Origin of the sequence: Thermosinus carboxydivorans Nor1 (assembly GCF_000169155.1) — a bacterium.
GTDB lineage: Bacteria > Bacillota > Negativicutes > Sporomusales > Thermosinaceae > Thermosinus > Thermosinus carboxydivorans.
Map to the genome: position 1 here is coordinate 142640 of NZ_AAWL01000005.1, position 25141 is coordinate 167780.

Here is a 25141-nt window from a genome sequence, read left to right on the forward strand (position 1 = left end):
TATGCCGGTGACGAGAACAGAAGTTTACACCCTGAACATGGGCCCCCAGCACCCTAGTACGCACGGCGTGCTTCGCGTCGTTCTTGAATTGGACGGCGAGACGGTAGTGAGAGCTACGCCCGAATTCGGCTATCTGCACCGGGGCATCGAAAAACTGGCGGAAAAGCTGACCTATCAGCAAATTACCCCTTATACTGATCGGCTGGATTATCTATCCGCCATGGGCAATAATCTGGGCTACTGCCAGGCAGTGGAGAAACTGATGGGCTTGACCGTGCCTGAGCGGGCTGAGTATTTGCGCATCATCATGGTCGAACTCAACCGCATCGCCAGTCATCTGCTTTTTCTCGGTTCCATCGCTATTGACCTGGGTGGCAGCACTGGCCTGATGTACGCTTTCCGCGACCGCGAACGCATTTTGGATCTGTTTGATTTAGCTTGCGGTGCGCGACTGACTTACAACTATATCCGCATTGGCGGCGTCATGGCCGATGTGCCGCCTGAATTTCCTGATGCCGTCCGCCGTTTTCTTGACGATTTCCCCGCGATGCTGGAAGAATACCATGGCCTTATCACCGGCAACGAAATTTTTTATTACCGGCTCAAAGATACGGCGATCATCAGCGGCGAGCGAGCGCTGGCCCTGGGCCTGACCGGGCCGGTGCTGCGGGCGTCGGGCGTGGATTACGACCTGCGCAAGGCTGAGCCGTATGGCATCTATGACCGCTTTGACTTTCGGGTGCCGCTGGGCAGCAAGGGTGACAACTGGGACCGCTACCTGGTGCGCATGGAGGAAATGGCGGAAAGCGCCCGTATAGTTCGTCAAGCCCTTGACCAGCTGCCAGCAGGCCCGGTCATGGCGCAAGTGCCCAAAGTTATCAAACCCCCTGCCGGCGAGGTTTACCATCGCATTGAAAATCCGCGGGGTGAACTGGGTTATTATATCGTGAGCGATGGCAGTACGAAACCATACCGCTTTCATGTTCGGCGGCCGTCGTTTATCAACCTTGCCGTCGTGGACGAACTGTGTCGGGGCGGCAAGGTGGCTGACGTGGTAGCCGTGCTGGCCACGCTTGACCCGGTTATGGGCGAAGTAGACTGTTAAAGGGTGGAAAAGGAGCAAGCGTATGGATGAAAAGAGCGGACTCATAATCTTGGCCGCGAGGCTGCGCGATTTTTTGGGGCGGTACCTAGAGGGCGGCGCGATTGATGTGGCCATGATGTTTGTCGGTATCGGCGCCATCTTAGGCGTCATTCTCACCGCGGCGATCGTTCTTGTTTATGCCGAGCGTAAGGTGAGCGCCTTTATGCAGATGCGGGTCGGACCAAACCGGGTTGGACCATGGGGGCTATTGCAGACGGTTGCCGATATGCTTAAACTGCTGGCGAAAGAAGATATCAGGCCCCATGGCGTAGAACGGCGGATTTGGGCGCTTGCCCCGGTGCTATTGTTCGTCCCGGCAGCGGCGGCCTATGCCGTTTTACCGTTTGACAACGGCGCGATTTTTGCTGATCTCAATATCGGCATTTTCTATTTCATCGCCATTTCGTCCCAGGCAACCATTCCCTTCCTAATGGCCGGCTGGGCGTCAAATAACAAATATGCCCTGATCGGCGGCATGCGCACCGTCGCCCAGATGATCAGCTATGAAATACCGCTAGTGTTTTCGCTGTTAGGGGTTGTCATGCTAGTAGGGTCGATGCGCATGGGCGACATTGTCGCGGCCCAGCGTGACCTTTGGTTCATCTGTTTGCAGCCGGCCGCGTTTGTTGTCTATGTCATCGCCGCTACGGCCGAAACGAACCGGACTCCCTTCGATCTGGTGGAGGCCGAGTCAGAAATCATTGCCGGCCCTTTTACCGAGTATAGCGGCATGCGCTGGTCGTTCTTCTTTTTGGCTGAATATGCCAACTTAGTGGCTGTTTCCGCGATCGCCGTCACCTTGTTTTTGGGCGGTTGGAACGGCCCCTGGCTGCCGGGATGGCTTTGGTTCGCTCTGAAAACGGCTGTTATGATTTTTATCTTCATGTGGTTTCGCTGGACATTCCCGCGTATCCGCGTGGATCAGCTCATGTCGTTTGGCTGGAAAGTGCTGCTGCCGATCGCCCTCGCCAATATTGTCGTCACCGGCATCGGCATCTATGTCTACAAAATGGTTAGTTAGGGGGGGAGCCATGTTTGGCAAAGGCTTACTGACCGGCATGCTCATTACCTTAAAACGGTTTTTTGGGCGCCCTAATACGGTTCAATATCCGGACGAAAAGCTGCCAATGACGGCGCGGTTTCGCGGTGGCGCTTTGACTTTAGATATTAATAGATGTATTGCCTGCGGCCTGTGCGCCATGGCCTGTCCTAATCAGGCTATCGGCCTGGCGACGACGGTGGATGAAAGCAAGAAAAAAAGCCTTACCAGTTATATTCATCATACCGGACTGTGTTTGTACTGCAATCTTTGTCTAGAGGCCTGCCCGGCCAAGGCGCTAACTTGGGATCAAAACTATGAGGCGGCGTGCTATTTACGCCAAAATCTCGATGTTGATTGCCTGGCTGTCGCCCGTCGGCGACTAGCGCTGCCGACTGCCGCCGAATCTGTTTTGGCCGAGGGGAGGATTGTCAGTGGATAAACTGGTTTATACCGCTTCCTTTTATGTGTTAGCGGCCCTGACGCTTGCCGCCGCTGCCGGCGTTGTCTTTAAGCGTAACTTGGTTCACAGTGCTTTGCTGCTGGCCCTTACCTTTATCGGCGTGGCCGGTCTGTATGTTCTCCTACAGGCCGATTTTCTCGCTGCCGTTCAGGTGCTGGTGTACAATGGGGCGGTGGCCGTCATTGTTGTTATCGGGGTCATGGTTACGCAGCGCGGCGACATGAAAAGTAGCAATCCCAGCAACAGTCTGGGATGGAAGGCGGCGGCCGTTGCTGCTGTTTTCACCGGGATGATCATAGCCGCCGTTGCTGCGACGCCGTGGCCGCTGGCGGCAGCGCCGCCAGCGGCCGCAACAGCCCCGGCGATTGCCGAAATCCTGCTGCGCGATTTTGCCGTGGCCTTCGAGACGGCGGCAGTGCTGCTGCTAGTGGCCATGATGGGCGCCATTATTTTGGCCAAAGGGGTGGATAAATCGTGACGATAGGTCTGGCGCATTTCCTGGTTGTTGGCGCTGTCCTGTTTGGCCTGGGTCTGTATGGCCTGTTTACCAAGCGCAACACGGTGGCGATCCTTATGTGCATCGAACTGATGCTGAATGCCGTCAATCTCAATATGCTTGCTTTCTCCCGCTTCGTTACCCCTGAGACCTTTGTCGGTCAGATTTTTGCCATCTTCAATATCACCGTAGCGGCTGCAGAGGTGGCGGTGGGTTTGGCGCTCATTTTCAGCATTTGTCGCGACCGCGCTTCGGTTTATGCTGACGACCTTGACTGGATGAAATGGTAAAGGTAGGTGTGCCTCCATGTTCAGCGATTACGCCTTGCATCACGCCTGGCTTATCCCCTTGCTGCCGGCGGCCGCTTTCGTCCTCATTGCCTTCGTGCTGCGCGGGGCGCCGCTAGCGGCGGCGTTCGCGGCCATTGGCGCTAGTTGCGTTAGTTTTGGCCTCGCCGTAGGGGTGGGGGCTGCTGTCATTACCAGCCCCATTACGGTAGAAACTCCTTTTATTCAACGTGTAACCTGGTTTACCATGCCTGGTCTGCATGTTGATATGGGCGTGTATATCGATCCCACGGCAGCAATGATGTTGTTTGTGGTGACACTGGTGTCGCTGCTGGTGCAAATTTACTCCATAGGATACATGCATGGGGACCCCGGGTTTACCCGTTTCTTCGCCTATTTATCACTGTTTGCCGCCGCAATGCTCGGGTTGGTGCTTGCCGTTAACTTTGTCCAACTGTTTGTATTCTGGGAACTGGTGGGCTTGTGTTCTTATCTGCTCATTGGCTATTACTTCTATAAAGTATCGGCCCGGGAAGCGGCGAAAAAAGCGTTTATCACTACCCGCGTTGGCGATTTTGGCCTATTGCTCGGCATTCTTTTCCTCCAGGTGCTGTTCGGGACGCTAGACTTTTATGAACTGAGCGGCAAAATTCCCGCATATGTCGCCCAACATGGTACTGGGCTGTTAACTATGGTGGCCATCCTGGTTTTTATCGGTCCGGTTGGTAAGTCGGGCCAGTTTCCGCTCCATGTGTGGCTGCCGGATGCCATGGAAGGCCCGACGCCTGTTTCGGCCCTTATTCATGCCGCCACCATGGTGGTGGCCGGCGTGTATCTGGTGGCCCGCGCCTATGGTTTGTTCAGCGCCCTGCCGGCAGCGATGACGGTGGTAGCCTGGGTAGGGGGTTTTACCGCCTTGTTTGCCGCCGCCATTGCCGTTACGCAGCGGGAACTCAAACGGATTCTGGCTTATTCTACGGTCAGCCAGCTTGGCTATATGATGCTGGCGCTCGGCGTCGGCAGCCTGACGGCGTCAATGTTTCACCTCATGACCCATGCTTTCTTCAAAGCCCTCATGTTTTTGGCGGCTGGCTCGGTTTTGCACGCCTTACATGACAAAGCCGATATATTTTGTATGGGCGGCCTCCGGCAGAAAATGCCGGTCACTTTTGCCGCCATGGCTGTCGGCGTGCTGGCTATCGCCGGTATTCCTCCCTTTGCCGGTTTCTTTTCGAAAGACGAAATTCTCTTAGCCGCCGCCCAGGTGAGCTGGCCCCTTTATGGGCTGGCGACCGTTACAGCATTTTTGACCGCCTTTTACATGGCCCGTATGTTCTTTGTCGTTTTCTTCGGCCAGCCAAATCCGGACGACCATCCCCATGAATGTGGCCCGGCCATGCTGATTGCGTTGGTAGTGCTCGGCATTTTTTCCGTGATTGGTGGTTGGGTGCCGTATGCTTATCACTTTGGCGAATGGGTACGCTTCGGGCCGGCCCATCACACCGATATCAACTGGGGAATCGCTGGGGTGTCCACGGCGCTGTCGATGGCAGCGATGGCTTTGGCCTGGCTGATTTACGGCGCCCGCACTGTACCGGCGACGGTTCTTAAGCAACGGTTCGCATGGCTGTATAATCTTAGTTATCGCAAATTTTACATCGATGAGCTGTATTTATGGTTGTGTCGCACTTTTGTTGACGGAGCGGGGCGACTGCTCTACTGGGTGGATGTATATGTGGTGGACGGCGTGGTTAACGGCGTCGCAGCCATGACGCGCGGTCTTGGCGGTAGACTGCGCTTCGCCCAGACTGGTCAGGTACAGCACTATGCAATGGTTTTGTTCAGCGCCACCGTGCTGCTGGCAGCCATTTTCGTGCTAGCGGACGGTGGCTCAGCCGTCGCTACCTGGACGGGAGGTGCCCTGAAATGACCGGTTTTCCCATTCTAACTACTATTTTGCTCGCCCCCATTCTCGGTGCTTTGGCACTTGCCTTGCTACCCAAAGGCGCGGAGAAAACAATTAAAATAGTTGCGGCCTGCGCCATGGGCGTGTCCCTGAGCCTGTCAATCTATTGTTATTTTGCTTATGATCTTGCTGCCGGCGGGATGCAATTTACGGAAAATGTGCCTTGGCTCAACGATCTTGGCGTCACTTACGCCATGGGGGTGGACGGCATTTCGCTGCCGCTCATGTTATTGACGACACTCATTGGCTTTTCCGCCGTCTTCGCTTCCTGGAGTGTGGATCACCGGCCCAAGGAGTTTTTCATTCTCCTGCTGATCCTCACCGCCGGGGTCATCGGTACGTTTATCACCCGCGATCTCTTCATTTTCTTGCTTTTTTATGAACTGGTCGTCATCCCCATTTACATCATGGTAATCGTCTGGGGTTCGAGCAAACGGGTGACGAAGGAATATGCCGGCATGAAGCTAACGCTGTACTTGCTCATTGGGTCGGCCTTCATGCTGGTTGGTGTGGTCGCTTTGTATCTTACGGCATACCCGGCCGGCCTGCGCACGTTCAGCATGGAGGCCTTAGTCCGGGCCCATGAACTGGGCAACTTGCCCGAAGATTTTCAGATTTTTGCCTTTTTCCTGCTCCTGATTGGCTTTGGGTCGCTTCTTTCGATGTGGCCGCTGCACAGCTGGTCGCCTGATGGGTATGCCGGCGCGCCTACCGCGGTATCGATGATCCACGCCGGTGTTCTGAAAAAAATCGGCGGCTACGGCCTCATCCGCCTGGGCCTGTTGGTACTGCCCCTGGGGGCTAAATTCTGGGCGCCGCTCATCGCGCTATTAGGAGTGGCCAACGTGGTGTATGCCGCCTTCATCGCCGTGGCGCAGAAGGATATGAAATATGTTGTCGGCTATTCGTCGGTTTCCCATATGGGGTTTGTCCTTATTGGCTTTGCCGCTCTCAATGTCATTGGTCTCAACGGGGCGGTGGCCAACATGTTCGCCCACGGCGTCATGAGCGCCTTGTTCTTTGCCATGATCGGTTATGTCTACGAAAAAACCCATACCCGCCATATTCCTGATCTGGGCGGCCTGGCTCACCAGCTGCCGCGGGTAGCCACCGGTTTTATGCTGGCAGGCATGGCTTCACTCGGCCTACCGGGACTAATCGGTTTCGTTCCCGAGTTTACCATTTTCGTTGGCGCCTTCCGCCAATATCCGCTGCCAACGCTGCTAGCCATCACCGGGATTGTCCTTACCGCCCTGTACACTCTGCGCGTACTGGCCAATGTCTTGTTTGGGCCACGCCTGGTGCAGTACGACAACTGCCGCGACGTCCGCGGCCCGGCCTTGGTGCCGCTGCTGGCGCTGGGCTCGGTGCTGGTAGTTTTCGGACTATTCCCTGGTCTCCTCATCAGGATGGTTAACAGCGGCGTCGAACCGCTGTTGCCGCTCTTAGCCAAACTCCAAGATGCGTCGGCCATGATTGGAGGGATTTTCCGATGAACCTTGCTATTCTCACCACCGAGATTGTTACTGTCTGCTTGGCCGCCTTTCTTGTGTTGCTGGATCTTGTCATTCCCGAGGACGAGCCGCGCCGCGGGCTGGGCTTTCTGGCTGTTCTGGGACTGCTTGGCATTTTCGGCCATACCTTCACCCAGTATGGCGTGAACGGCAGTTTGTATAACGGCCTCTTTGTCGTCGACAACTTTGCTGTCTTTTTTAAGCAGATTTTCCTGTTGGCGGCCATTTTGACCATCCTGTTTTCCTTCGAGTATGTGGACTGTCTGCCATGCTATCGGGGCGAATTTTATGCGCTTATCGTCTTTGCCGTCCTGGGCATGATGGTCATGGTTTCGGCCAGCGATTTGTTAACACTGTTTGTCGGTATGGAACTTATGACCATTACTTTCTTTATTTTGGTGGGATACCACTTGGGCAACGGCAAGGGCAGCGAAGCGGGAATGAAATATCTTATTCTTGGTGCGGCATCGACCGCAGTGCTTTTGTACGGCGTCAGCCTGGTCTACGGTTTCACCGGGTCGGTCGCCCTAGCTGACATCGCCAGTCGTGCTGCCAGCACGCCGGCGATCCTGATGGGGGCCATTCTCATTTTTGCCGGCTTTGCGTTCAAAATCGCCGCCGTGCCGTTTCACGTATGGTCGCCTGATATTTACGAAGGGGCGCCGGTGCCAATTACGGCCTTACTGGCCATGGCTTCCAAGGCGGCTGGGTTTGCCGTGCTGCTGCGCGTCTTCCTGATCGCTTTTCCCGCCTTCCAGGCGAGCTGGCTGACCGCCGTGGGCATACTGGCTGCTGCCAGCATGATCATCGGCAATCTTATCGCCATCCCGCAGCGCAATATCAAGCGGTTGCTTGCTTACTCTTCGGTCGCCCAGGCCGGGTATATGCTAGCCGGTATGGTGGCCGCTGATACCGCCGGGGTCAAGGGAATATTGTTCTATGCCATGCTCTATGTTTTTGCCAATGTCGGCGCTTTCGCCGTTGTGACTGCCGTTTACAACCATACTGGTTCCGATGATTTGACCGCTTATGAAGGGTTGGCGCAGAAATCGCCGCTCTTAGCGGCCATCATGACGGTGGCGCTCTTATCGATGGCCGGTATTCCGCCGCTTGCCGGGTTTGTTGGCAAGTTGTACCTCTTCGCCGCCGTCGTGGAAAAAGGTTACTTATGGCTTGCTTTTATCGGCTTTATCATGTCGATGGTGTCTGTATACTACTACTTGCTGGTGACCAAGGCCATGTACATGAAAGCACCGGCTGACCGGGCGCCGCTAATCATCAGCGAACCGCTGCGCTGGGCCGCTCTGGCAAGTTTTATCGCTACGCTGTTTTTCGGCGTCTATCCCGGCCCGCTATCAACGCTGGCCGCTGCCGCGGCCAAGTCATTGTTTTAGCAAGAGGCCGTGGGGCGTCTTTTCAGAGTGTAGACAAAACCCGCTTACAAGCCAAACGGCAAGTAAGCGGGTTTTTACATATCGCAACACTTCTTTTCCCAAGCCGCGATAACGCGTATAACGCATTTCGTGTTTTTCTTTAGTGTCAGCAAAGACCCTTGCGGTGGTTTCGCCCCTGCGGTAAGTATCCGTCAAGCTTGGTGAACCGCCGGATGCGGACCTGATGTCCGCTGATGTGAGAGGATGGAGGACAAGTGATGAAAAACTATCTGCGATCTACTTTAAAAACGAGGTGGGCCAGCGCTTTTGTGCTTCTACGCTTCTAAGATAAATAGGTTTGTTCGAGCGTTTTTATCAGCAGGGTCAATGTTTCATTGACGGGAGTGGGGACACCCAGCCGTTTGCCGGCGGCGACAATGGCGCCGTTGATGGCGTCGATTTCCGTGCGGCGGCGATTGGTCACGTCTTGCAGCATGGATGAACGGTTGTCGCGTGTCGCCTGGGCGACGGTTGCGACTTGGTCGAAATAATTCGTATGGGGGAGAGGAATACCGGACGCCCGGGCGACCGCCACCGCCTCGGCCACAGCCAGCCGGACAAGCTCGCGCGTTTCGGCGCTGGCCATAACTTGTCCGTTAGGGATGCCGGTAAGGGCCGTAATGGCGTTGATACCGACATTGATAATCAGTTTGCTCCAAACCAGGGCGGTTACATTGCTGTCCACGACGGTGTGGATCCCGGCGCGCGCGAAAATGGTGGCAATGTCGTGCAGACGGGGGTTGGCGCCGCCGCTGAAACTGCCGATATGGGTAGGACCTTGGCCGCCGCATTTTATGCGGCCGGGGCCGAGCAGAGTAGCCCCCATGGCGGTGGTGCCTACGACCACGCGCTCGGCACCGAGGACCTTCGCCAACGTTTCGGCGTTGCCCAGACCGTTTTGCAGGGTTAGCACGGTCGTAGCAGGGCCGAGCAGGGCGGCGGCGGTTTGGGCGGCGTCAGGCGTGGCATAGGACTTTACAAAGATAATAACTAAATCTACGGGGCCAATATCGTCCGCCTGGGTCGTGGCGTTAAGGCGAATACTAGTTTCAGCGGTGGTGTCAACAAGGGTTAGCCCATGCGCCTGGATAGCCGCCACATGCTCCTCCCAGACATCAAGCAACCATACATCCTCACCGGCCTGGGCCAGCCGGCCGCCGAACAGTGAGCCCATGGCGCCGGCGCCGATAATGGCAATTTTCACGGTAATCCCTCCCGTAAACGGTTGCTTTCCTGATTGGGTTAACCATTTAAATTCGCGTCGGCTAGCCTGTTTTCCTCTAAAAATCCTACAGTGTCTTGACGCTATCGTTAAATCTCTGTTTTTTGGATAAGGTTTATATCATTTAGCATAGTAGCAATTGCATTAATTTTCAAAACTGATTTTATACCTCAATTGGTTTAATATCTTTGAGCATGAACAGATAAACCATAGCGCCAATGAAGCAGCATGTCCCCGATACTATGAGCGCTGGAATAAAAGAACCAGACGTAGCAATGATATAACCGGTAACAATCGGTCCTAAAATACCGCCGCAATTGGAAAAGGCGTTTTGTATGCCGGCTAATACCGAAGTCATATTCCGGGGAGCAATGTCGCCAGGTAAGCTCCAGATGGCACTTGCCGCAAATGTCAAGCCGCTGTAAGACACACACAACAAGGCGATGGCCACCACGTCAGACTGGGTCAGTCCGGCGAAAGCAATGGACGTAGCAAGAGTCATGCCGCCTACCAGATTGATTTTACGCGCTTTGTTCAGCGACCCGGTTTTAGCGTACATATAATCAGTGAAGATGCCGCCGGCCCACTGAGCCAAGATTCCGCACAACGGAGGCAACATGGCTACCCAGCCCATTTTCATCAGGGTCATGCCGCGCTCTTGTACCAAATAAGTCGGGAACCAGGTAATAAAGAAATAAATTGCATAGTTAAGCATGAAAAAGCCGAGGCACATGGCGATAACATTACGATAACGTAATAATTGGTACCATTTAAGAGGTTGGACATTGTCAATACCATCTTTTTTCGCTTGGCCGTCACGGATATATTTCAGTTCGGCAGCATTAATGTACTTGTGTTTTTCCGGATCCTGGTAATAAGCCCACCAGGCAACAACCCAGAAAATACCGAGCGCACCGCAGATAACAAAGGCAACTTGCCAACCGTACGTAGCTACAATCCAGGCCACCAACGGCATGGTAAACGCTGTGCCGAATTTGGAACCGCTGTCAAATAAAGCAGTAATCCTGCCCCGCTCACGGTCAGGGAACCATTTGGCAGTAATCCCGGCGTTGCAGGGGTATGCGCCTGCCTCACCAATTCCCATAAACACCCGCGCCAAAATGAAACCGGCAGGTGTTTTGGCTATAGCAGTAGCTACAGTGGCAAGTGACCACCATAGTACGGAAATGGCCAGAGCAAGACGTTGACCGATTTTGTCAGCTAGCCAGCCGGCAGGAATCTGGAATGCGGCATAACTCCAGAAGAAAGCTGACATAATAATTCCCATTTCCCCCGGGCCAATATGCAAATCCTTTATAATAGCAGGAGCCGCAGCAGACATTACAGTGCGGTCAAGATAATTGATAACAATTGCCATCCACATGAGTATACCAATATAAAAACGGATATGAGTCTTTTTTTGCGAAGTATCGTTCACGTTTTTCGCCTCACTAACCTTTTTGTTGATCTGAACACAAAATTCTCAATGCTAAGTTGTTAAATGTTGATTGACTGTTTTTTCAACATTCCTCCTTTTAAGCACTTTCGTCGAATTGTTGGCAAATGCATTTATCCCTCCTTTCAAAAAGGCATTTATGCAATAAAGTTGGTAGTTGTTAAATAATTACAAATAACAATCTATTATTAAAATATATTAAATATTACTAAAATATCTTGAGGATAAACAAGCATTGCTTGTTTATCACAAATCAGCCGACAGTGTGAAACGGTTTCTGAGTTGTTAAAATAACTGCCATTTAATCATGCGTTTTTCCCATTTCACTCCGTTGAAAATTGGCAATCATGCTGAACTGTTCTTGCAGATTCCAATAGACCTGTTCATAGATCGAGTAGAGTTTCTCATATGTTTCATAATTATTTTGATTAGGGACAAAGGTCTTTTTAATCCCTACCATGTCGACGGCTACATCGATGCTCGGCAGCAGACCCAAAGTATAAAAACCTAAAATCGCCGCACCAAAAGCTGCTCCTTCTTCCACATTAGGCAAGGAGATCTCGCGGCCAAGCACATCGGACAAGATTTGCAGCCATACTTCCGAACGGGTAAAACTGCCGCTGACGCGAATTTCCTCCGCCTTACCGGTAATTTCTTCCAACGAAAGTAAAACGCTTTTCATCCGGTAACAAATGCCTTCCAAAACAGCGCGAATAATGTGGCGTTTGTCGTGGTTTAGGGTCAACCCGAATAACACGCCTCTGGCATCTGCGTTCCAGTATGGTGCACGCTCGCCGGTAAAGAACGGCAGTAAAATCAGTCCGTTAGCGCCGGCAGGTACTTTTTGGGCATAAGTAGCAAGCAGACTATAGGAGTCAAGACCTAATTTTTCCGCTACCCGCTGTTCGGTTTCAGCGAATTTATCTCTAACCCAGCGGAAAGATATCCCGCCGTTATTGATGGCTCCTCCCAGCATCCAGCGTCCGTCTGCTAGATTATAGCACCACGTTCTGCCTTTTTCATCCGTTTTAGGCTGGTCTGCCGCCATCCGGATTGCGCCGCTGGTTCCGATGGTAATGTTGATTTGTCCGGCTTTTACCGCACCGACCCCCACATTGGCCATCATGCCGTCACCGGCACCGATGATGACAGGCAACCCGGCCGGCAGTCCCAGTTTTTGCGCAATTGCGGGCTGTAATGAGTGCTGTGTTGTTGTTGAAACTACCGCAGGCATTTTTTCTTGCGAAATGCCTAGAATATCTAAAACTTCCGGGTCCCATTCCAGGGTGAACAGGTTGTACATCCCGCTGCCGCTGGCGATCGATCGATCCACCACGCGCTTGCCTGTCAACCGGTGAAATATGTAGTCTTTTATCGAACCAAACCAAGTCACTCTCTTAAATAACTCCGGCTGCTGCTTTTTGAGCCAGTATATTTTAAGCAATGAATACATAGGATGCAACGGACAGCCGGTACGCCGGTACAACGCTTTGGCATCCAGTTTTTGCTTTAACTCTTCCAGATAAATTTGGCCCCGCGTATCCGCCCAAGTCATTAACCGGCTTAACGGACGCCCGTCTTCGCCAATGGCTAAAAAACTGTGCAGTACTGAACTGAAAGCAATCCCTCTAATTTGTGCGGCTTCATCGCCAAGCAGCCTTACTGTTCTGGAAATGACAGCCTCCATGGCCATCATAATGGTATCTGCATCCTGTTCGGCAATTCCTGATTGATCGGTAAAAAGCGGGTATTCTTCTGTTGCCACGGCAGTAGAACTGCCGTCCAGGCGGTAAGCCACCGAACGAATCCCTGTTGTGCCGATATCCACACCCAGCATAATGGGTTGTATCATTATACACCACCACCTTAATTTAGTTACATTAAGTATTACAGTAAAAGATTACAACCTATTTTGCCGCTTACCGTTCTTCCACTTCCGGCCTTGCCAGCTGCCTGACAGCCCCTTGCGCCGATGAAGTGGCATGCTGCCTGTATAGATTTAAAAGTAAACTTCCGCAGTCCTGTCCGCCTTGGGCTTGCTGTTTTGCTTGTCTTGCAGCCAGTTCCTGCTCGGTTACGTGCCACTGCATCGTACGCTTGTCTATTTAGGTTTGAGTAGTTGTTTACGCCAGGGGTGATTATGAGGCTGGAAAATAGAAGAAGACATCACCTTCTTTCCCCGGGACGAGTAATCAAAAAATGATTATCCAGAGGTGATGTTTTCATGGATATTGTTCGTGCTGTCTGTTCTGTAATCCTTCATGTCGTTAAAAATATTTTTAATATTGCACTGAAAAATTGAAAATGTTTTCAATGCTACGCCGGGTAAAATGGACTTTCAAAGTTTCGAATGTCAACTACACGAAAAACTCCACGAAGTTGGCTGTGAAATCATAAAACAGGTTTTAGAAGAGCTAGACCAACAAATCAAACAAGATAAAATAAAACGTCCGGGGTGGGTGGTTTGTCGCAATGGCGACATAAAAGAAGTGGTAACCTGTTTTGGTCCTGTAAGATATAAAAGAACTTACCACAAGCATAAAGAGACCGGACAATACGTTTACCTTGTCGATGAACAAGTAGACTATACACCTCATATGCGAGTAGATCAAAACGTCAAGGCGAAACTGATTGAACATGCAGCAGATATGTCCTACCGTAAAAGTGCCGAAAAGTAAGTGCAGAGTGTGGCGGGGGCGCGCTAAGCGGATAGACTGTTTTACGGGCAGTTCGCGAATTTAAAGAGCCCATACGCCCGCACAAAGCCGTACAGTAATACAAACGCTCTATATCGAATCCAATGTTATGTTAACTTGTCTTGAGGATGTATGTCTTCTAAGAAATCCTATAGTGTCTTGACACTATCGCAGTATGCCAAGAATATATTGGCATATATGGCAATATACTATTTCTGTATATATTAGTTAAATACTGGGAATAATGTGGACAAAATCCAGGAAGACTAATCTTCATTGACAGTTACTATATTTTTAAGTTATAATGTTTAAATTGCGAAAGGAGGGGTTGCATGAGTGCTGATCACTCCGTTTGGCCGTACAGGCTGCGGTGCCTGTTGGCCGGACGCTGCAAAACAGCGCTTTTGGTGGCGCTGCTTGCTATATCGCTACTTGTGACCGGCTTTATATGGGCTTACAAAAAGGTTCATGTTGTCGCAGACGGACGCACTATCGTTATGCGCACCTTACATAGCACTGCAGAAGAAGTTTTAACGCAAGCCGGGATATACCTGGGCCCCAAAGACGAGTACCGCTTGTCAACACCCGCGCTGCAAGACGGCACGGTTATCGAGGTGTACCGGGCCGTGCCGGTTACGGTCGTCTACCAAGGCAAGACCGACGTCGTTCTGACCGGCAAGCCTACGGTCGGGGAAATACTTGATACCATCGGTATTCCCCGCGACAATGTAAAGGTGGCGCCGGGCAGGGATGTCCGCCCAACGGCCGGGATGACGATCAAAGTGGTCACGGTCACGGAGAAACTAGTTCAGAAGGAAGTCGAAATGCCTTATCCGGTGGTTCGCCAGCCTGACGCCAGGCTGGAAAAAGGCGACGAGGAGATGGTGGCGGACGGCGAGCCCGGCCTTAAGCTGGCTACCGTCAAACTGCGCTACGAGGACGGTGAACTGGCCGGCAGTGAGACGCTAAGCGAACAGGTGGTGCGCGAACCCAAACCACAGATAATTCATGTGGGAACCCGGGATACCATTGAAACGTCGCGCGGCACCCTGCGGTTCAAGCGTGTCCAGTGGATGGAGGCTACGGCCTATAACCCGACGGACGGCGCTCCCCATGGGCTTACCGCTACCGGCATCCCGGCCCGGCGCGGCATTGTCGCCGTCGACCCGAATGTCATTCCGCTCGGCACCCGGGTTTACATCCCGAATTACGGCCTGGCGCTGGCCGCCGATGTCGGCGGCGCCATCGTCGGCAACAAAATCGATCTATGCATGGAAGGCTATGAAGAAGCCTGGAAATTTGGTCGCCGTATGGTCAAAGTGTATATTTTGGACTAAAAGACAGGGCTGCGGCCCTGTCTTTTGGCTCATATCAGAAAACATAAGTTTTTGACCGCAAAGATAATCATGCCAATAAATTGGCGCCACAAAGTATGAAAACCGATGTTTAACCACGGAGGACACAGAGGCGCGATATTCATCGCGCTAATGGCTAAAGCAAAAAATTATCCCTCCGTGTCCTCCGCGGTTTCTTATATTTCTTATTTTGATGTTATCGGTTTTTAGGGTAGTTCGCAAAGAGCGCGAAGACCCGCAAGGGATTTTTTTTGGCGCGACATGCGTCGCGCCCGGTATACCCTTTGCGCCCTTGGCGTCCATTGCGGTTTTGTAAATAATACGTACTAGCGTTTATTTTCCATAGGTAGGTGGCTGATGTTTATTTTGTGGTATAATATTACATATTCACCAACGGGGGGTGAGGCGTGTGCTGAAAGAAGTGATTGTGGTGGAAGGCAAGCAGGACATCGCTGCTGTTCGGCGGGCAGTAGACGCCGAGGTGGTGGCCACCGGCGGTTATAATTTGTCGCCGCACGTCCTTGCCTATCTTGACCAGGCGTACCGCAAACGGGGAATTATTATCCTGACCGATCCCGACAGTGCCGGCGAGCGTATTCGGCGCTTTTTGAGCAAGCGGTATCCCGAGGCCAGGCATGCCTTTATCCCGCGGGAGGAGGCCAGCAGCGAAGACGATATTGGCGTAGAGCAGGCTTCGCCAGGGGCGATCCGCGCGGCCTTGGCCAAGGTTCGCACCCAGGAGTGGCGGCCGGTAGAGGAGTTTACCTGGCGGGACATGGTGGTGAACCGGCTTACAGGCGCGCCCGAAGCGTCAGCCCGCCGGGCCGCTTTGGGTGCCAGACTGGGGATTGGCTTTGCCAACGCCAAAACCTTCTTGCGCCGGCTCAACTACTACGGCGTCGCCCGCGCTGAGTTTATTAAGGCCCTGTCAGAATTGGAGGCAGCACATGATTCGGCCTAAAATTGCTAAACGGGACGTAACGCTCCACATTCTGAAAACTTTTGGCATTCAGATGAGCAAAAAACTGGGGCAAAATTTCCTGGTCGATGAGCAGGTAGTGGACGGTATTGTCGCGGCCGCAGCGGTAAAACCGGGCGAGGCGGTGCTGGAAATCGGGCCGGGCATCGGCACGCTGACGCAAGGCTTGGCCGAAGCCGGCGCGAACGTGACTGCTGTCGAGCTGGACCGGCAATTACTGGATGTATTGGCGAAAACACTGGCGGGATATGACAATGTGCGCATTATTCATGGCGATATTCTCCGCATCGACATTTCCCGGGAAATAAGGGCGGAAAAATTTAAAGTTATTGCCAATTTACCCTATTATATAACAACCCCAATTATCATGCGCCTATTGGAAGAGCGGCTGCCTGTTGAACTTATGGTAACAATGGTGCAAAAGGAAGTAGCCGAGCGAATGGTGGCTGCCCCTGGCAGCAAAGACTATGGCGCTTTGTCGGTAGCCGTACAGTTTTATACCCAACCAGAAATCATGTTTGTTGTTCCGCCGCAGGCGTTTATCCCTGCGCCGGCGGTCGAATCGGCAGTTATCCGCTGCCGCGTGCGGTCGGCCCCGCCGGTATCCGTAACCGATGAAAAGGCCTTCTTCCGCGTCGTTAAAGCTGCTTTTGCCCAGCGGCGCAAGACACTGGCCAACGCCTTGAAAGGCGGGGGCATTGCCCAAGAAGTGGTGGATGCCATGCTGCGCCAGACCGGCATTGACGGCGGTCGGCGCGGCGAAACGCTAACATTGGCCGAGTTTGCTGCCCTGGCAAACGCCTGGACTTCCCGGCAATAGCAAAGTCCCTGTTTCTGCAGTGAAACAGGGACTTTGCCTTTACATTACGCTTGTTTGGGGGCGAGAAAAAGGTCAATAAGGTCAAAGCGGCGGTCGCTGTGGTAGCCGATATAGGTTTTATGCTGCCATTGGCGGGTCCGCGGCTGACCGTGAAAGACGGCGATGGCTTCCAAACAGTCGCCGACAATAGTGTCGATGATTTTGTTGGTGTGGATTTGATTTTTGATGGACGAACCTAGCCGGTAATGAGGGATGGTTGTGGCGATATCAATGCGGAGTTTCTGCAGCCTGGCGAGCGCCATGGCTACCGGCGGGACGGCCAGCTCCCGCAAAGGGATGGTTTCCAAGAACCGGCGGGAAACGGCATGTGGGCCGTGGGCCGGGGTAGCCAGGTTGATTTTTTTATCCAGGCCGAGTTCTTTGTTGAGGTTAAGCCGCCATTGAAAAGTAGGATTATAGCGTTCAACGTGGCGCGGCGGCGATGGGTAGCAGTTTGTCAGTGCCATGTCGAGGTGGTTTAGCAGAACGCCGTCAACTAATTCCATCAGGTTTTCGGTGAAGGTGCCGACCATATCTCCATCGACAAAAGCGACGACATCGCTGCCTAAAGTCAAGGCCACTTTGGCGCCGATGGCGCGGGGGACATCGATGCCCAGACATTCCTCAAAATAGATAATCTGAAGTTTTGGCAGCCGCATCTGCAAAACTTCCTGCATAGTGCCATCTTTAGAGCCGTTGCATACCAGAATAATGTGATCGATCGGCAGGGTTGCCAAGTTTTGCAGCACCGTGGTGATGCGGCCAGCTTCGTTCTTGGCTGGAACGACTACGGTTATCATGTGCCCATCACCTCGCTGGAAATCCTGCAGGGGCTGTGAGTGCGAAACCACAGCCGGAACCACTCCTCCGAGCTTACTACAGTATATTGAGGACTCTTGTCGATTGTCACCCCGGCGACGGGAAAAAGCGCCTGCTGCCGCAAGTAGCAATCGCTTGCCATGCTACATAGTATGTAGTAATGGGAGGGAGGGGTGACTGTGCCCATATCTGTTGGCGACCTTGTTATTCGCAAATCGCATGGCGGCGATATTGTCTTCAAAGTGACCGATATTTTCTGCGACGGGGCAGGCGTTAGGCACTGTATACTAAAGGGGCTACATTACCGCCTGATGGCCGATGCCCCGCTTGATGATGTACAGCGCATTGACGCCGAGCATTTGCGCAACGAGATTATCCGAATGGAGAGTATGCACAACGAGAGTCTCAAACGGGTGATGTTGCGCCGCAACCTGGAGCGTGAGCAGCGGGAAATGGCTCGAGCTGAGGCCGTCAAAAAGTTTGATTTTTTTGATTGCCCAGGGCGGGTCCTGCATATCGACGGCGACGAGGAATATTTGAGAATGTGCCTCAAGACGTACAGTCAGCTTAATATCGAGGCCCACGGTAAATGGATTGAGGAGTCCAAACAGCCAGAGATGATTATTCCCTTGCTGCAGGAATACCGCCCTGACATTCTCGTCGTTACCGGCCACGACGCGTTAGTTGGCAGCGGGAAAAAGGAGCAGGACTGGCGCGATCTTAACAGCTATCGCAACTCCAAATACTATATCCAGTCGGTGCGCAATGCCCGCCAGTTTGAACCTTCCCGCGACGAACTTGTCATTTTCGCTGGCGCCTGTCAGTCCTATTTTGAGGCCATCTTGGAAGCGGGGGCCAATTTTGCCAGTTCGCCGACTCGCATTTTTATTCATGCCTACGACCCGGTGTTTATCGCGGAGAAAGTAGCTTTTACCCCCATCAATAAGACGGTCGACATCAGCGATGCAATTACCGCCTCGGTTACCGGCGTGGAAGGCGTGGGTGGCCTTGAGACGCGCGGCAAGTTCCGGCTGGGCATGCCTAAGACGAAGATTGGTCTTTAGCGAAGGGAAAGTGGAGGGGAACCGTAGAGGACACGGAGACAAAATTCTATTAAATAAAATTAATTAAAACCCCAAGTGCGATTCATATCGCACTCTCCGTGCGCTCCGCGGTTCAATCCCGGTTTTCCTGGCTTGTGGTGCCAATTTATTGGTATGATTATCTATTCCATCTACTCCGAAAACTCTACACCTGGTTTTCATTCTTTGTTAGTGTCGTGCTAACGACATGGGGGGTCTACCCTGAAAAATCGGTGACTTCAAGTTGGAAAATATAGGGAACCACAGAGGACGCGGAGGAATTTAAATTATTATATTCTTCGCGTGATAGATATCACGCGCTCTGTGTCCTCCGTGGTTAAACTTCAATGTTTTCATGTTTTGTGGTGACATTTATGTCATGAATATCTTTGCGGTTTCTTAAAAGAAAGCTGCCTTGGCGCCTTTTTCTGCCAAACATTACCGGATGGCGCATAAAAGGATTTTATTAACGGATAACGAATATTTATAGCGAACCGGGGTCCCAATATCACGGAAAGGCAGGGAAATGATGCGCAGCAGCAAATTAGCCAAAATCGCCGTTTTAAGCGTTACCATTGGTTCGATGCTTGTCACTTCGCTGGGAGGGGCCTATGCCACTGCCGCTTTGGCCGCTACCCCGGAGGTCCAGGCTACCGAAAAAGTGGACAAGGCTGACAAGGCTGACAAGGTTCTCATGGGTGTCGCCGCTCTCGGGCTGCTTGCCATGCTGACTAAAGGCGGCAAGGACGGCAGCAAGGAAACGCCGGCAAAAACTTCTGCGCCGCCCAGCAATGGGGTACATACCCCGTCGGCTAACCAGACTCAGCCGACCCAAACTAAGCCGACCCAGTCGCAGCCGACCAGTTCGGCATCCGTTGCCGCTGAAGAACAGCAGGCAGTTGCCCTTCTCAACGCCGACCGGGCTAAATATGGTCTGCCGGCCTTGAAAGTCAATCCCCAGCTCACCGACCTTGCCAGACGTTATGCCCAGGACATGATTAACCGCGGCTATTTCTCCCACTACAATCCGGAAGGCCAATCGCCCTTTGACCGCATGCGCGCTGCCGGCATCAGTTATCGCTACGCCGGTGAGAACCTGGCCATTAACCAGAATGTGGCCAGCGCTGAGCTGGCGTTCATGAACAGCCCGGGACACCGCGCCAATATTCTCAGCTCTAACTACACCGAAGTGGGCATCGGCGTGCGTCACGACGCGAACGGGTCTGTCTATGTGGTTCAGGAGTTTATCGGCAAATAAACAGACATGCAAAAAAGTTCCGCGAGGCTAAGCCTTGCGGAACTTTTTTGCCGTCTAATACATCTTCATGCACTTAGGGCACATGCCGTAACGGTGGTAGTCATACTCGTGACGGCAGTGCGGGCAAACCTTATAGAGTCGGTAGTGGCAAATTTTGTACAGTTTATAGGTGCTGGTGAAGGTTTTTACGCATTTCTTCTCCATTTTGCAGGGCATTTTGGGCATGCAGCAGTCATCCATGGGCATATAGTCGCCGCAGTCATAGTCATAATCGTAGTCGCAGTCGCAGTCATATTTGCCATGGCCGCAGTGCCACTTGGGATATTTTGTAGAGTACATAACGACACACAACCTCCTATTCAGATTGGCCCTTCGCGAGGGAAAGACCTTCTGTTATATACTATGACGGTGTGTGTCGAAATGTTATGTTTCTTGTATCGGCAGCGATAAAAGTTGTGTTGATTTTGGCGCCTGCACATAGATTTAAGTGATGACCAAATGCGGATAGCTGGGGCTAAAGCGCTACAGCGTAAAACCCCGGCCCAGGACCTCGGCCGCATCTTGCACGATCATGAAGGCGCAGGGGTCGCACCGCTCGACAATAAACTTGATTTTCGCAATTTGCGTTAAGGTTACGACAACAAAGATAACCTGCTTATCCTTCCGGGTAAAGGCGCCTTCCCCTTGCAGGAAAGTTACTCCCCGGCCCAGTTCCTGCAGAATAGCGCCGGCGATTGCCTCGCTTTGGTCGGAAATGATAATGACCGTTTTTTTGCGGTTGAACCCTTCAATAACCTTGTCTGTTAGATTGGCGCTTACGAACATGGAGATGAGGGTATACATGGCCGGTTTAAGGCCAAACAGCGCCGCGGCCACTACCATAATGACGCAGTTGATGGCAAAGCCGGCGAGCCCCATATTAAAGGCGTAGTATTTTTTGAGGATGGCCACGATAATATCCAGCCCGCCGCCGCTGCCGTTTGCCCGGAAGATGAGGCCTGAACCGATGCCGCCGATGACGCCGCCATAAATGGCGGCCAACACAGTATCGTCTACCAGGTTAAGGTCAGCGAGAAAACGGGTGGCGTCTACGGCGCTGGCAAAGACGATCATGCCGTAGAGAGCGCCGATCGTATATTCTTTATCCAGCAGACGGTAGGCGGCGATGAACAGGGGGATGTTGAGGAGTGCAATCATGAGGCCAATCGGCCAACCAAAAAGAAAGTACAAAATCATGGCGATGCCGCTGATACCGCCGCTGAGGAAATGATGCGGCACTAAAAAGGCGTTAATGCCGGCAGCCGAAATCAGTCCGCCCAGGCCGACGACGGCGTATTGCTTCCAGGAAATGCGCATTCCATCACCTCTATTTTCATACATGGTTTTCTTGTTACCTATTGTAAAATAAAAAAATCCTTCTGTCAGCTGCCGTCAGGTCCCGTCTAGCATTGTTTTTTGTGTCACACCCCAAATGGCACAGGCATATATATAAGTAGAACATACAAAGGGGGGGAATATCTGTGGACGATAAAGACCTTCGGGCTTATACGGCTAATTGTACCTTGGGAGAGCAAACCGGTCCGCAAACAATCGTAGTGCGCCAGGTTATCGGCGAAGGTGAGAAACAGAAAGTTCTTGATATTCATGTGCGCGTCCCGGAAAGAAAACCGGCCATTGAGCAGATCGTGGACGTGTTTGTCAAGGATGTATGTATCGACACTGTCGATGTTATTACTGACAAGGTCATTGTGCGCGGCGAGTTTGAAGTCAAGGCAATCTATATCGCCTGCCTGCCGCAGCAGCCTGTGCATGCGGTAGAACTCAAAAACTACCGGTGGACTGCTGATATTGTCGTTCCGGGCGCCCGTAAAGGCATGGACGCCGATGCCGATGTGATCGTAGAATATGTCGATTACGACATTGATGAAGAATGCAATGATAATGATCACCATCACCATCACCACCATCACCGCCATTTCCGCAACCGCGGAACCAAATACACATATTACAAGAACACCGATTGGTGTGACGATGATGACGATGATTGCAACCATCACCATGATGACTGCGATGACGATGACGACGTAAAATGCCCGCCCGGCACCCGCGAGTTTGACGTGTCGGTTGTCCTCAAGGTAACTGCCAAAGTTATGACTGACCGTGAGGTAGTAATTGGTGGTGCATTACCGCCTAAGCCGAAAGGATAAGCGTTTGGGCAAAAGTTCAAAAAGGGGGGGGAAAGATGGACGAGAAAAAAACCGCTACCAGAGCCGATGCCAACAATGAGTGTTATTGTTTCGAGCCTGGGCCGGAAAAGATAAAAGTCGAACAGGTTCTTGGCGCAGGTATGGAGCAGCGGGTACTAGACTTTACCCTGACGGTGCCGGCCCAAAAGCCTGACATTGAGCAGATTGTTGATGTATATGTAAAAGATGTCGATATTGATGACGTTACCGTTATTCGCGATAAGGTCATTGTCCGTGGCGACCTGGAAGTCAAGGTCATGTATGTAGCCGATTTGCCCAATCAGCCGGTGCACTCATTCCACAAAAATAATGTTCGCTGGACGCGCGACATTGTTATCGAGGGCGCCGAGCCGGGCATGAAATGCGCTGCCGATGTTTCGGTAGAATTTGTCGATTATGATTTCGACGAAGACGAACCTCGTGAAGTAGATATTACTATTGTGCTTAAAGTATGGGCACGGGTTACCAGCACAACCGAAATGGACGTATATGCACTAAATCCTATTGATATGACCGGTGAAGTCGAATACACCACAGCCAGCCAGTCAAACGATGACAAGGTATCGGCCAGCCAATGGGGCGACACGGTGACCGCTTCCCAGACAGGTGGCGGCGAGATAGAGGCAACCGCTGCCGGTAACATAATCACCGGGCCGATGATGCCAAGTGCGGGAATGCCGCCGGTATCACTGATGTCGGGAGTGGTTACCGGCAACAACGTCAATGTTCGCACCGGCCCCGGCACTAATTTCCCGTCGATAACCAAGGTCAATAAAGGCACTACGGTGACGATTAAAGATGAGGCCTTTGGTTGGTATAAGGTGGTGCTGCCGGACGGCACTACCACCGGCTGGATTGCCAGCTGGCTGGTCAGCGTTAACGGCATGGTGACGCCGGCACCAAAGGGTTAAATTAACTAACGGCCGCGAATTAAAGCAAACACCGCTTGCCGTAAGGAAAAGCGGTGTTTTTGTGTGGTTCAAGAGTGGGCGTATCCTGAAGAGTTTTCCCTACTCGCCCGGGCAATTGAAACTGCCGAAAGTTATGCAAAATAAAAAATGGCGGAGTCAAGCAGGAAAAAGGGCGGTTGTCGGCAAAATGTCAGGGTATACTATTGATGGAGGGGTATTATGGACTTTTCCGGCATTTTTTGGCTGCTCTTTTTTGTTTTTACCGTTTGGCCCATGTTCAAGCAACAAAACATTGAGCGAGCCCGCTTGCGGTTAATCCAACAATTTGAGCAAAAACGGGGTTCGCGGCTTATTACCATGATTCACCGGCAGGAGGCCATCAGTCTACTCGGAGTACCTATTAGCCGGTATATCAATATCGAGGATTCGGAACACATCCTGCGGGCGATCCGGCTTACGCCTGACGATATGCCCATAGACCTGGTGCTTCATACCCCGGGTGGGCTGGTGCTGGCGTCGGAGCAAATCGCCCATGCGCTGATGCGCCATCCGGCCAAAGTGACTGTGTTCGTTCCCCACTACGCCATGAGCGGCGGTACAATGATCGCGCTGGCCGCCGATGAAATCGTCATGGACTGCAATGCCGTGTTGGGCCCGGTTGATCCGCAGCTCGGCCAATATCCGGCGGCGTCGATCCTGAAGGCGGTGAAGCAAAAGAGTATTGACCGGGTGGATGACAACACCCTTATAATGGCGGATATCGCCGAAAAGGCCATCAAGCAGGTAGAGGATTTCGTCGCCCGGCTGCTGTCCGACAAAATGGACGCCGAGAAGGCCCGCGAGCTGGCCAAAATGCTGACCGAAGGCCGCTGGACCCACGATTATCCCATTACTTGCGACAAGCTAAAAGAAATGAATCTGCCAATTAATCCTGATTTACCGCCGGAAATTTTTGAGCTTATGGAGCTTTATCCCCAGCCCGCCCAACGGCGTCCGTCGGTGCAATACATCCCTCTCCCCTACGGCCGGGAAGATACGAAAAAGCCAGCGTAATCGCACCAATCCCTGGTTCGCACGAACCGGGGATTTTTAACTATATCAGAAAGTATAAGTTTTTAACCGCGAAGATAATCATGCCAATAAATGGCACCACAAGTCAGAAAAACCGGGATTGAACCGCGGAGCGCACGGAGAGTGCGATATACATCGCACTTGGGGTTTTAATTAATTTTAATAGAATTTTATCTCCGTGTCCTCTGCGGTTCCAATACTCACCGTGTGATGTTACCGGTTTTCAGGGTAGACCCCCCATGTCGTTAGCACGACACCAACAAAGAATGAAAACCAGGTGCATATGTAGAATAATTTTTTTGCGGCTGGCGAAGAGAGGTCGATAGCTTGCTAGTGCTTCGAGCCTGAAGGGTAGACTGAACCCCAGTTACCTGGTGCACCACAAATTGTTGCTCCTACATTTAGGAAGCACGCGGAGTAGATTACTCGTACAAGGGTTACTGCACCAGTCGCAAAATAAGGCCGCAGAGGGGATCTTCTCATGAAACAAGTAATCCGCATTGTCCATGAACGCTGTTGTGGTATGGATGTTCACAAGAAGATTATCGTTGCCTGCGTTATCACACCTGACAACAAAGAAATTCGAACATTTGGCACTATGACGGACGACTTGCATGAATTAGTAAGCTGGCTTCAAAGTCACGGCTGTAGTCATGTAGCTATGGAAAGCACGGGAGTTTACTGGAAACCAATTTACAATCTTTTAGAACATACGGGAATTGAGATTTTGGTAGTCAATGCACAACACATAAAAGCAGTTCCGGGACGCAAGACAGATGTTAAAGATGCAGAGTGGATAGCTGAGTTACTACGGCATGNGTTACTGCAGGGCAGTTATATTCCAA

24 protein-coding genes are annotated in these 25141 nt (G+C 52.2%); 18 read left to right on the plus strand and 6 right to left on the minus strand.

Annotation, left to right across the window (positions count from 1 at the left end; translation table 11 throughout):
* The first annotated feature begins 7 nt into the window (after nucleotides 1–7).
* The 8 genes from TCARDRAFT_RS05635 to TCARDRAFT_RS05670 are packed head-to-tail and all read left to right on the plus strand — an operon-like array spanning nucleotide 8 to nucleotide 8303.
* Nucleotides 8–1105 carry an NADH-quinone oxidoreductase subunit D gene (locus TCARDRAFT_RS05635; RefSeq protein ID WP_007289038.1) on the plus strand — a complete coding sequence of 366 codons (1098 nt, stop codon included), beginning with the start codon at nucleotides 8–10 and terminating at the stop codon, nucleotides 1103–1105.
* A 22-nt stretch (nucleotides 1106–1127) separates the two neighbouring features.
* Nucleotides 1128–2165, plus strand: a complete 1038-nt coding sequence (nuoH, locus tag TCARDRAFT_RS05640; RefSeq protein ID WP_007289039.1) for an NADH-quinone oxidoreductase subunit NuoH — start codon at nucleotides 1128–1130, stop codon at nucleotides 2163–2165.
* A 10-nt stretch (nucleotides 2166–2175) separates the two neighbouring features.
* Nucleotides 2176–2625: a 4Fe-4S binding protein gene (locus TCARDRAFT_RS05645; RefSeq protein WP_007289040.1), complete on the plus strand. Its 450-nt coding sequence runs from the start codon at nucleotides 2176–2178 to the stop codon at nucleotides 2623–2625.
* On the plus strand, nucleotides 2618–3124 hold the full coding sequence (locus tag TCARDRAFT_RS05650; RefSeq protein WP_007289041.1) for an NADH-quinone oxidoreductase subunit J family protein: 507 nt from the start codon (nucleotides 2618–2620) through the stop codon (nucleotides 3122–3124). The genes TCARDRAFT_RS05645 and TCARDRAFT_RS05650 overlap by 8 nt, the downstream gene beginning before the upstream one ends.
* Complete coding sequence (nuoK, locus tag TCARDRAFT_RS05655) at nucleotides 3121–3432, plus strand: NADH-quinone oxidoreductase subunit NuoK (RefSeq protein WP_007289042.1); 312 nt, start codon at nucleotides 3121–3123, stop codon at nucleotides 3430–3432. Before TCARDRAFT_RS05650 ends, nuoK begins: the two co-directional genes overlap by 4 nt.
* A 16-nt stretch (nucleotides 3433–3448) precedes the next feature.
* The gene (gene nuoL / locus TCARDRAFT_RS05660) at nucleotides 3449–5359 is read left to right on the plus strand and encodes an NADH-quinone oxidoreductase subunit L (RefSeq protein ID WP_007289043.1); all 1911 of its coding nucleotides are present in this window, start codon (nucleotides 3449–3451) and stop codon (nucleotides 5357–5359) included.
* The gene (locus TCARDRAFT_RS05665) at nucleotides 5356–6891 is read left to right on the plus strand and encodes a complex I subunit 4 family protein (RefSeq protein ID WP_007289044.1); all 1536 of its coding nucleotides are present in this window, start codon (nucleotides 5356–5358) and stop codon (nucleotides 6889–6891) included. Before nuoL ends, TCARDRAFT_RS05665 begins: the two co-directional genes overlap by 4 nt.
* Entirely contained in the window at nucleotides 6888–8303 is a 1416-nt protein-coding gene (locus TCARDRAFT_RS05670; protein WP_007289045.1) for an NADH-quinone oxidoreductase subunit N, read from the plus strand. Before TCARDRAFT_RS05665 ends, TCARDRAFT_RS05670 begins: the two co-directional genes overlap by 4 nt.
* A 322-nt stretch (nucleotides 8304–8625) precedes the next feature.
* Here the strand turns inward: TCARDRAFT_RS05670 and TCARDRAFT_RS05675 are convergent, their stop codons facing one another.
* The 3 genes from TCARDRAFT_RS05675 to TCARDRAFT_RS05685 all read right to left on the minus strand — a co-directional run bounded on the left by TCARDRAFT_RS05675 (nucleotide 8626) and on the right by TCARDRAFT_RS05685 (nucleotide 12872).
* Nucleotides 8626–9546, minus strand: coding sequence for a ketopantoate reductase family protein (locus TCARDRAFT_RS05675; RefSeq protein WP_007289046.1), 921 nt, complete (start codon nucleotides 9544–9546; stop codon nucleotides 8626–8628).
* Between the two features lie 181 nt (nucleotides 9547–9727).
* On the minus strand, nucleotides 9728–11002 hold the full coding sequence (locus tag TCARDRAFT_RS05680) for an MFS transporter (RefSeq protein WP_007289047.1): 1275 nt from the start codon (nucleotides 11000–11002) through the stop codon (nucleotides 9728–9730).
* 319 nt (nucleotides 11003–11321) lie between these two features.
* Entirely contained in the window at nucleotides 11322–12872 is a 1551-nt protein-coding gene (locus tag TCARDRAFT_RS05685) for a gluconokinase (RefSeq protein ID WP_007289048.1), read from the minus strand.
* 478 nt (nucleotides 12873–13350) lie between these two features.
* Here TCARDRAFT_RS05685 and TCARDRAFT_RS05690 point away from each other — a divergent pair, with 478 nt between their 5' ends.
* The 4 genes from TCARDRAFT_RS05690 to rsmA all read left to right on the plus strand — a co-directional run bounded on the left by TCARDRAFT_RS05690 (nucleotide 13351) and on the right by rsmA (nucleotide 16870).
* Nucleotides 13351–13698, plus strand: coding sequence for a UPF0236 family transposase-like protein (locus TCARDRAFT_RS05690; RefSeq protein WP_007289067.1), 348 nt, complete (start codon nucleotides 13351–13353; stop codon nucleotides 13696–13698).
* A 350-nt stretch (nucleotides 13699–14048) separates the two neighbouring features.
* Nucleotides 14049–15053 (plus strand): 3D domain-containing protein, encoded by a 1005-nt coding sequence (locus TCARDRAFT_RS05695; RefSeq protein ID WP_007289049.1) that lies wholly within the window; start codon nucleotides 14049–14051, stop codon nucleotides 15051–15053.
* 427 nt (nucleotides 15054–15480) lie between these two features.
* Nucleotides 15481–16032, plus strand: coding sequence for a ribonuclease M5 (rnmV, locus tag TCARDRAFT_RS05700; protein ID WP_007289050.1), 552 nt, complete (start codon nucleotides 15481–15483; stop codon nucleotides 16030–16032).
* Complete coding sequence (gene rsmA / locus TCARDRAFT_RS05705; RefSeq protein ID WP_007289051.1) at nucleotides 16019–16870, plus strand: 16S rRNA (adenine(1518)-N(6)/adenine(1519)-N(6))-dimethyltransferase RsmA; 852 nt, start codon at nucleotides 16019–16021, stop codon at nucleotides 16868–16870. The genes rnmV and rsmA overlap by 14 nt, the downstream gene beginning before the upstream one ends.
* Before the next feature lie 44 nt (nucleotides 16871–16914).
* On the opposite strand, the gene TCARDRAFT_RS05710 is transcribed toward rsmA, so the two are convergent.
* Nucleotides 16915–17709 carry a glycosyltransferase family 2 protein gene (locus TCARDRAFT_RS05710; protein WP_007289052.1) on the minus strand — a complete coding sequence of 265 codons (795 nt, stop codon included), beginning with the start codon at nucleotides 17707–17709 and terminating at the stop codon, nucleotides 16915–16917.
* A 198-nt stretch (nucleotides 17710–17907) separates the two neighbouring features.
* Between TCARDRAFT_RS05710 and yabG the strand changes: the two genes are divergently transcribed.
* Entirely contained in the window at nucleotides 17908–18792 is an 885-nt protein-coding gene (yabG, locus tag TCARDRAFT_RS05715) for a sporulation peptidase YabG (RefSeq protein ID WP_040683087.1), read from the plus strand.
* 547 nt (nucleotides 18793–19339) lie between these two features.
* Nucleotides 19340–20068, plus strand: coding sequence for a CAP domain-containing protein (locus tag TCARDRAFT_RS05720; RefSeq protein ID WP_007289054.1), 729 nt, complete (start codon nucleotides 19340–19342; stop codon nucleotides 20066–20068).
* A gap of 54 nt (nucleotides 20069–20122) precedes the next feature.
* Here the strand turns inward: TCARDRAFT_RS05720 and TCARDRAFT_RS05725 are convergent, their stop codons facing one another.
* Both TCARDRAFT_RS05725 and TCARDRAFT_RS05730 read right to left on the minus strand, forming a co-directional pair.
* Complete coding sequence (locus TCARDRAFT_RS05725) at nucleotides 20123–20407, minus strand: hypothetical protein (RefSeq protein WP_040683088.1); 285 nt, start codon at nucleotides 20405–20407, stop codon at nucleotides 20123–20125.
* A 183-nt stretch (nucleotides 20408–20590) separates the two neighbouring features.
* A complete protein-coding gene (locus tag TCARDRAFT_RS05730; RefSeq protein WP_007289055.1) occupies nucleotides 20591–21424 on the minus strand; it encodes a YitT family protein in 834 nt (277 codons plus the stop codon).
* 164 nt (nucleotides 21425–21588) lie between these two features.
* Between TCARDRAFT_RS05730 and TCARDRAFT_RS05735 the strand changes: the two genes are divergently transcribed.
* The 4 genes from TCARDRAFT_RS05735 to TCARDRAFT_RS05750 all read left to right on the plus strand — a co-directional run.
* Nucleotides 21589–22275 (plus strand): DUF3794 domain-containing protein, encoded by a 687-nt coding sequence (locus TCARDRAFT_RS05735; RefSeq protein WP_007289056.1) that lies wholly within the window; start codon nucleotides 21589–21591, stop codon nucleotides 22273–22275.
* 35 nt (nucleotides 22276–22310) lie between these two features.
* Nucleotides 22311–23225 (plus strand): SPOCS domain-containing protein, encoded by a 915-nt coding sequence (locus TCARDRAFT_RS05740; RefSeq protein WP_007289057.1) that lies wholly within the window; start codon nucleotides 22311–22313, stop codon nucleotides 23223–23225.
* Between the two features lie 219 nt (nucleotides 23226–23444).
* Nucleotides 23445–24278 carry an SDH family Clp fold serine proteinase gene (locus TCARDRAFT_RS05745; RefSeq protein ID WP_007289058.1) on the plus strand — a complete coding sequence of 278 codons (834 nt, stop codon included), beginning with the start codon at nucleotides 23445–23447 and terminating at the stop codon, nucleotides 24276–24278.
* 541 nt (nucleotides 24279–24819) lie between these two features.
* On the plus strand, nucleotides 24820–25141 hold a 322-nt coding region (locus tag TCARDRAFT_RS05750), incomplete at its 3' end, for an IS110 family transposase (RefSeq protein WP_456300346.1).

Bases quoted from the DNA above. Each gene is read 5' to 3' on its own strand.
- TCARDRAFT_RS05720 (WP_007289054.1), top strand. From the start codon at position 19,340: ATGCGCAGCAGCAAATTAGCCAAAATCGCCGTTTTAAGCGTTACCATT.
- TCARDRAFT_RS05730 (WP_007289055.1), bottom strand. From the start codon at position 21,424: ATGCGCATTTCCTGGAAGCAATACGCCGTCGTCGGCCTGGGCGGACTG.
- TCARDRAFT_RS05690 (WP_007289067.1), top strand. From the start codon at position 13,351: ATGGACTTTCAAAGTTTCGAATGTCAACTACACGAAAAACTCCACGAA.
- nuoL (WP_007289043.1), top strand. From the start codon at position 3,449: ATGTTCAGCGATTACGCCTTGCATCACGCCTGGCTTATCCCCTTGCTG.
- TCARDRAFT_RS05670 (WP_007289045.1), top strand. From the start codon at position 6,888: ATGAACCTTGCTATTCTCACCACCGAGATTGTTACTGTCTGCTTGGCC.
- rsmA (WP_007289051.1), top strand. From the start codon at position 16,019: ATGATTCGGCCTAAAATTGCTAAACGGGACGTAACGCTCCACATTCTG.
- TCARDRAFT_RS05665 (WP_007289044.1), top strand. From the start codon at position 5,356: ATGACCGGTTTTCCCATTCTAACTACTATTTTGCTCGCCCCCATTCTC.
- TCARDRAFT_RS05695 (WP_007289049.1), top strand. From the start codon at position 14,049: ATGAGTGCTGATCACTCCGTTTGGCCGTACAGGCTGCGGTGCCTGTTG.
- TCARDRAFT_RS05685 (WP_007289048.1), bottom strand. From the start codon at position 12,872: ATGATACAACCCATTATGCTGGGTGTGGATATCGGCACAACAGGGATT.
- TCARDRAFT_RS05710 (WP_007289052.1), bottom strand. From the start codon at position 17,709: ATGATAACCGTAGTCGTTCCAGCCAAGAACGAAGCTGGCCGCATCACC.
- TCARDRAFT_RS05645 (WP_007289040.1), top strand. From the start codon at position 2,176: ATGTTTGGCAAAGGCTTACTGACCGGCATGCTCATTACCTTAAAACGG.
- TCARDRAFT_RS05745 (WP_007289058.1), top strand. From the start codon at position 23,445: ATGGACTTTTCCGGCATTTTTTGGCTGCTCTTTTTTGTTTTTACCGTT.
- nuoH (WP_007289039.1), top strand. From the start codon at position 1,128: ATGGATGAAAAGAGCGGACTCATAATCTTGGCCGCGAGGCTGCGCGAT.
- TCARDRAFT_RS05725 (WP_040683088.1), bottom strand. From the start codon at position 20,407: ATGTACTCTACAAAATATCCCAAGTGGCACTGCGGCCATGGCAAATAT.
- TCARDRAFT_RS05740 (WP_007289057.1), top strand. From the start codon at position 22,311: ATGGACGAGAAAAAAACCGCTACCAGAGCCGATGCCAACAATGAGTGT.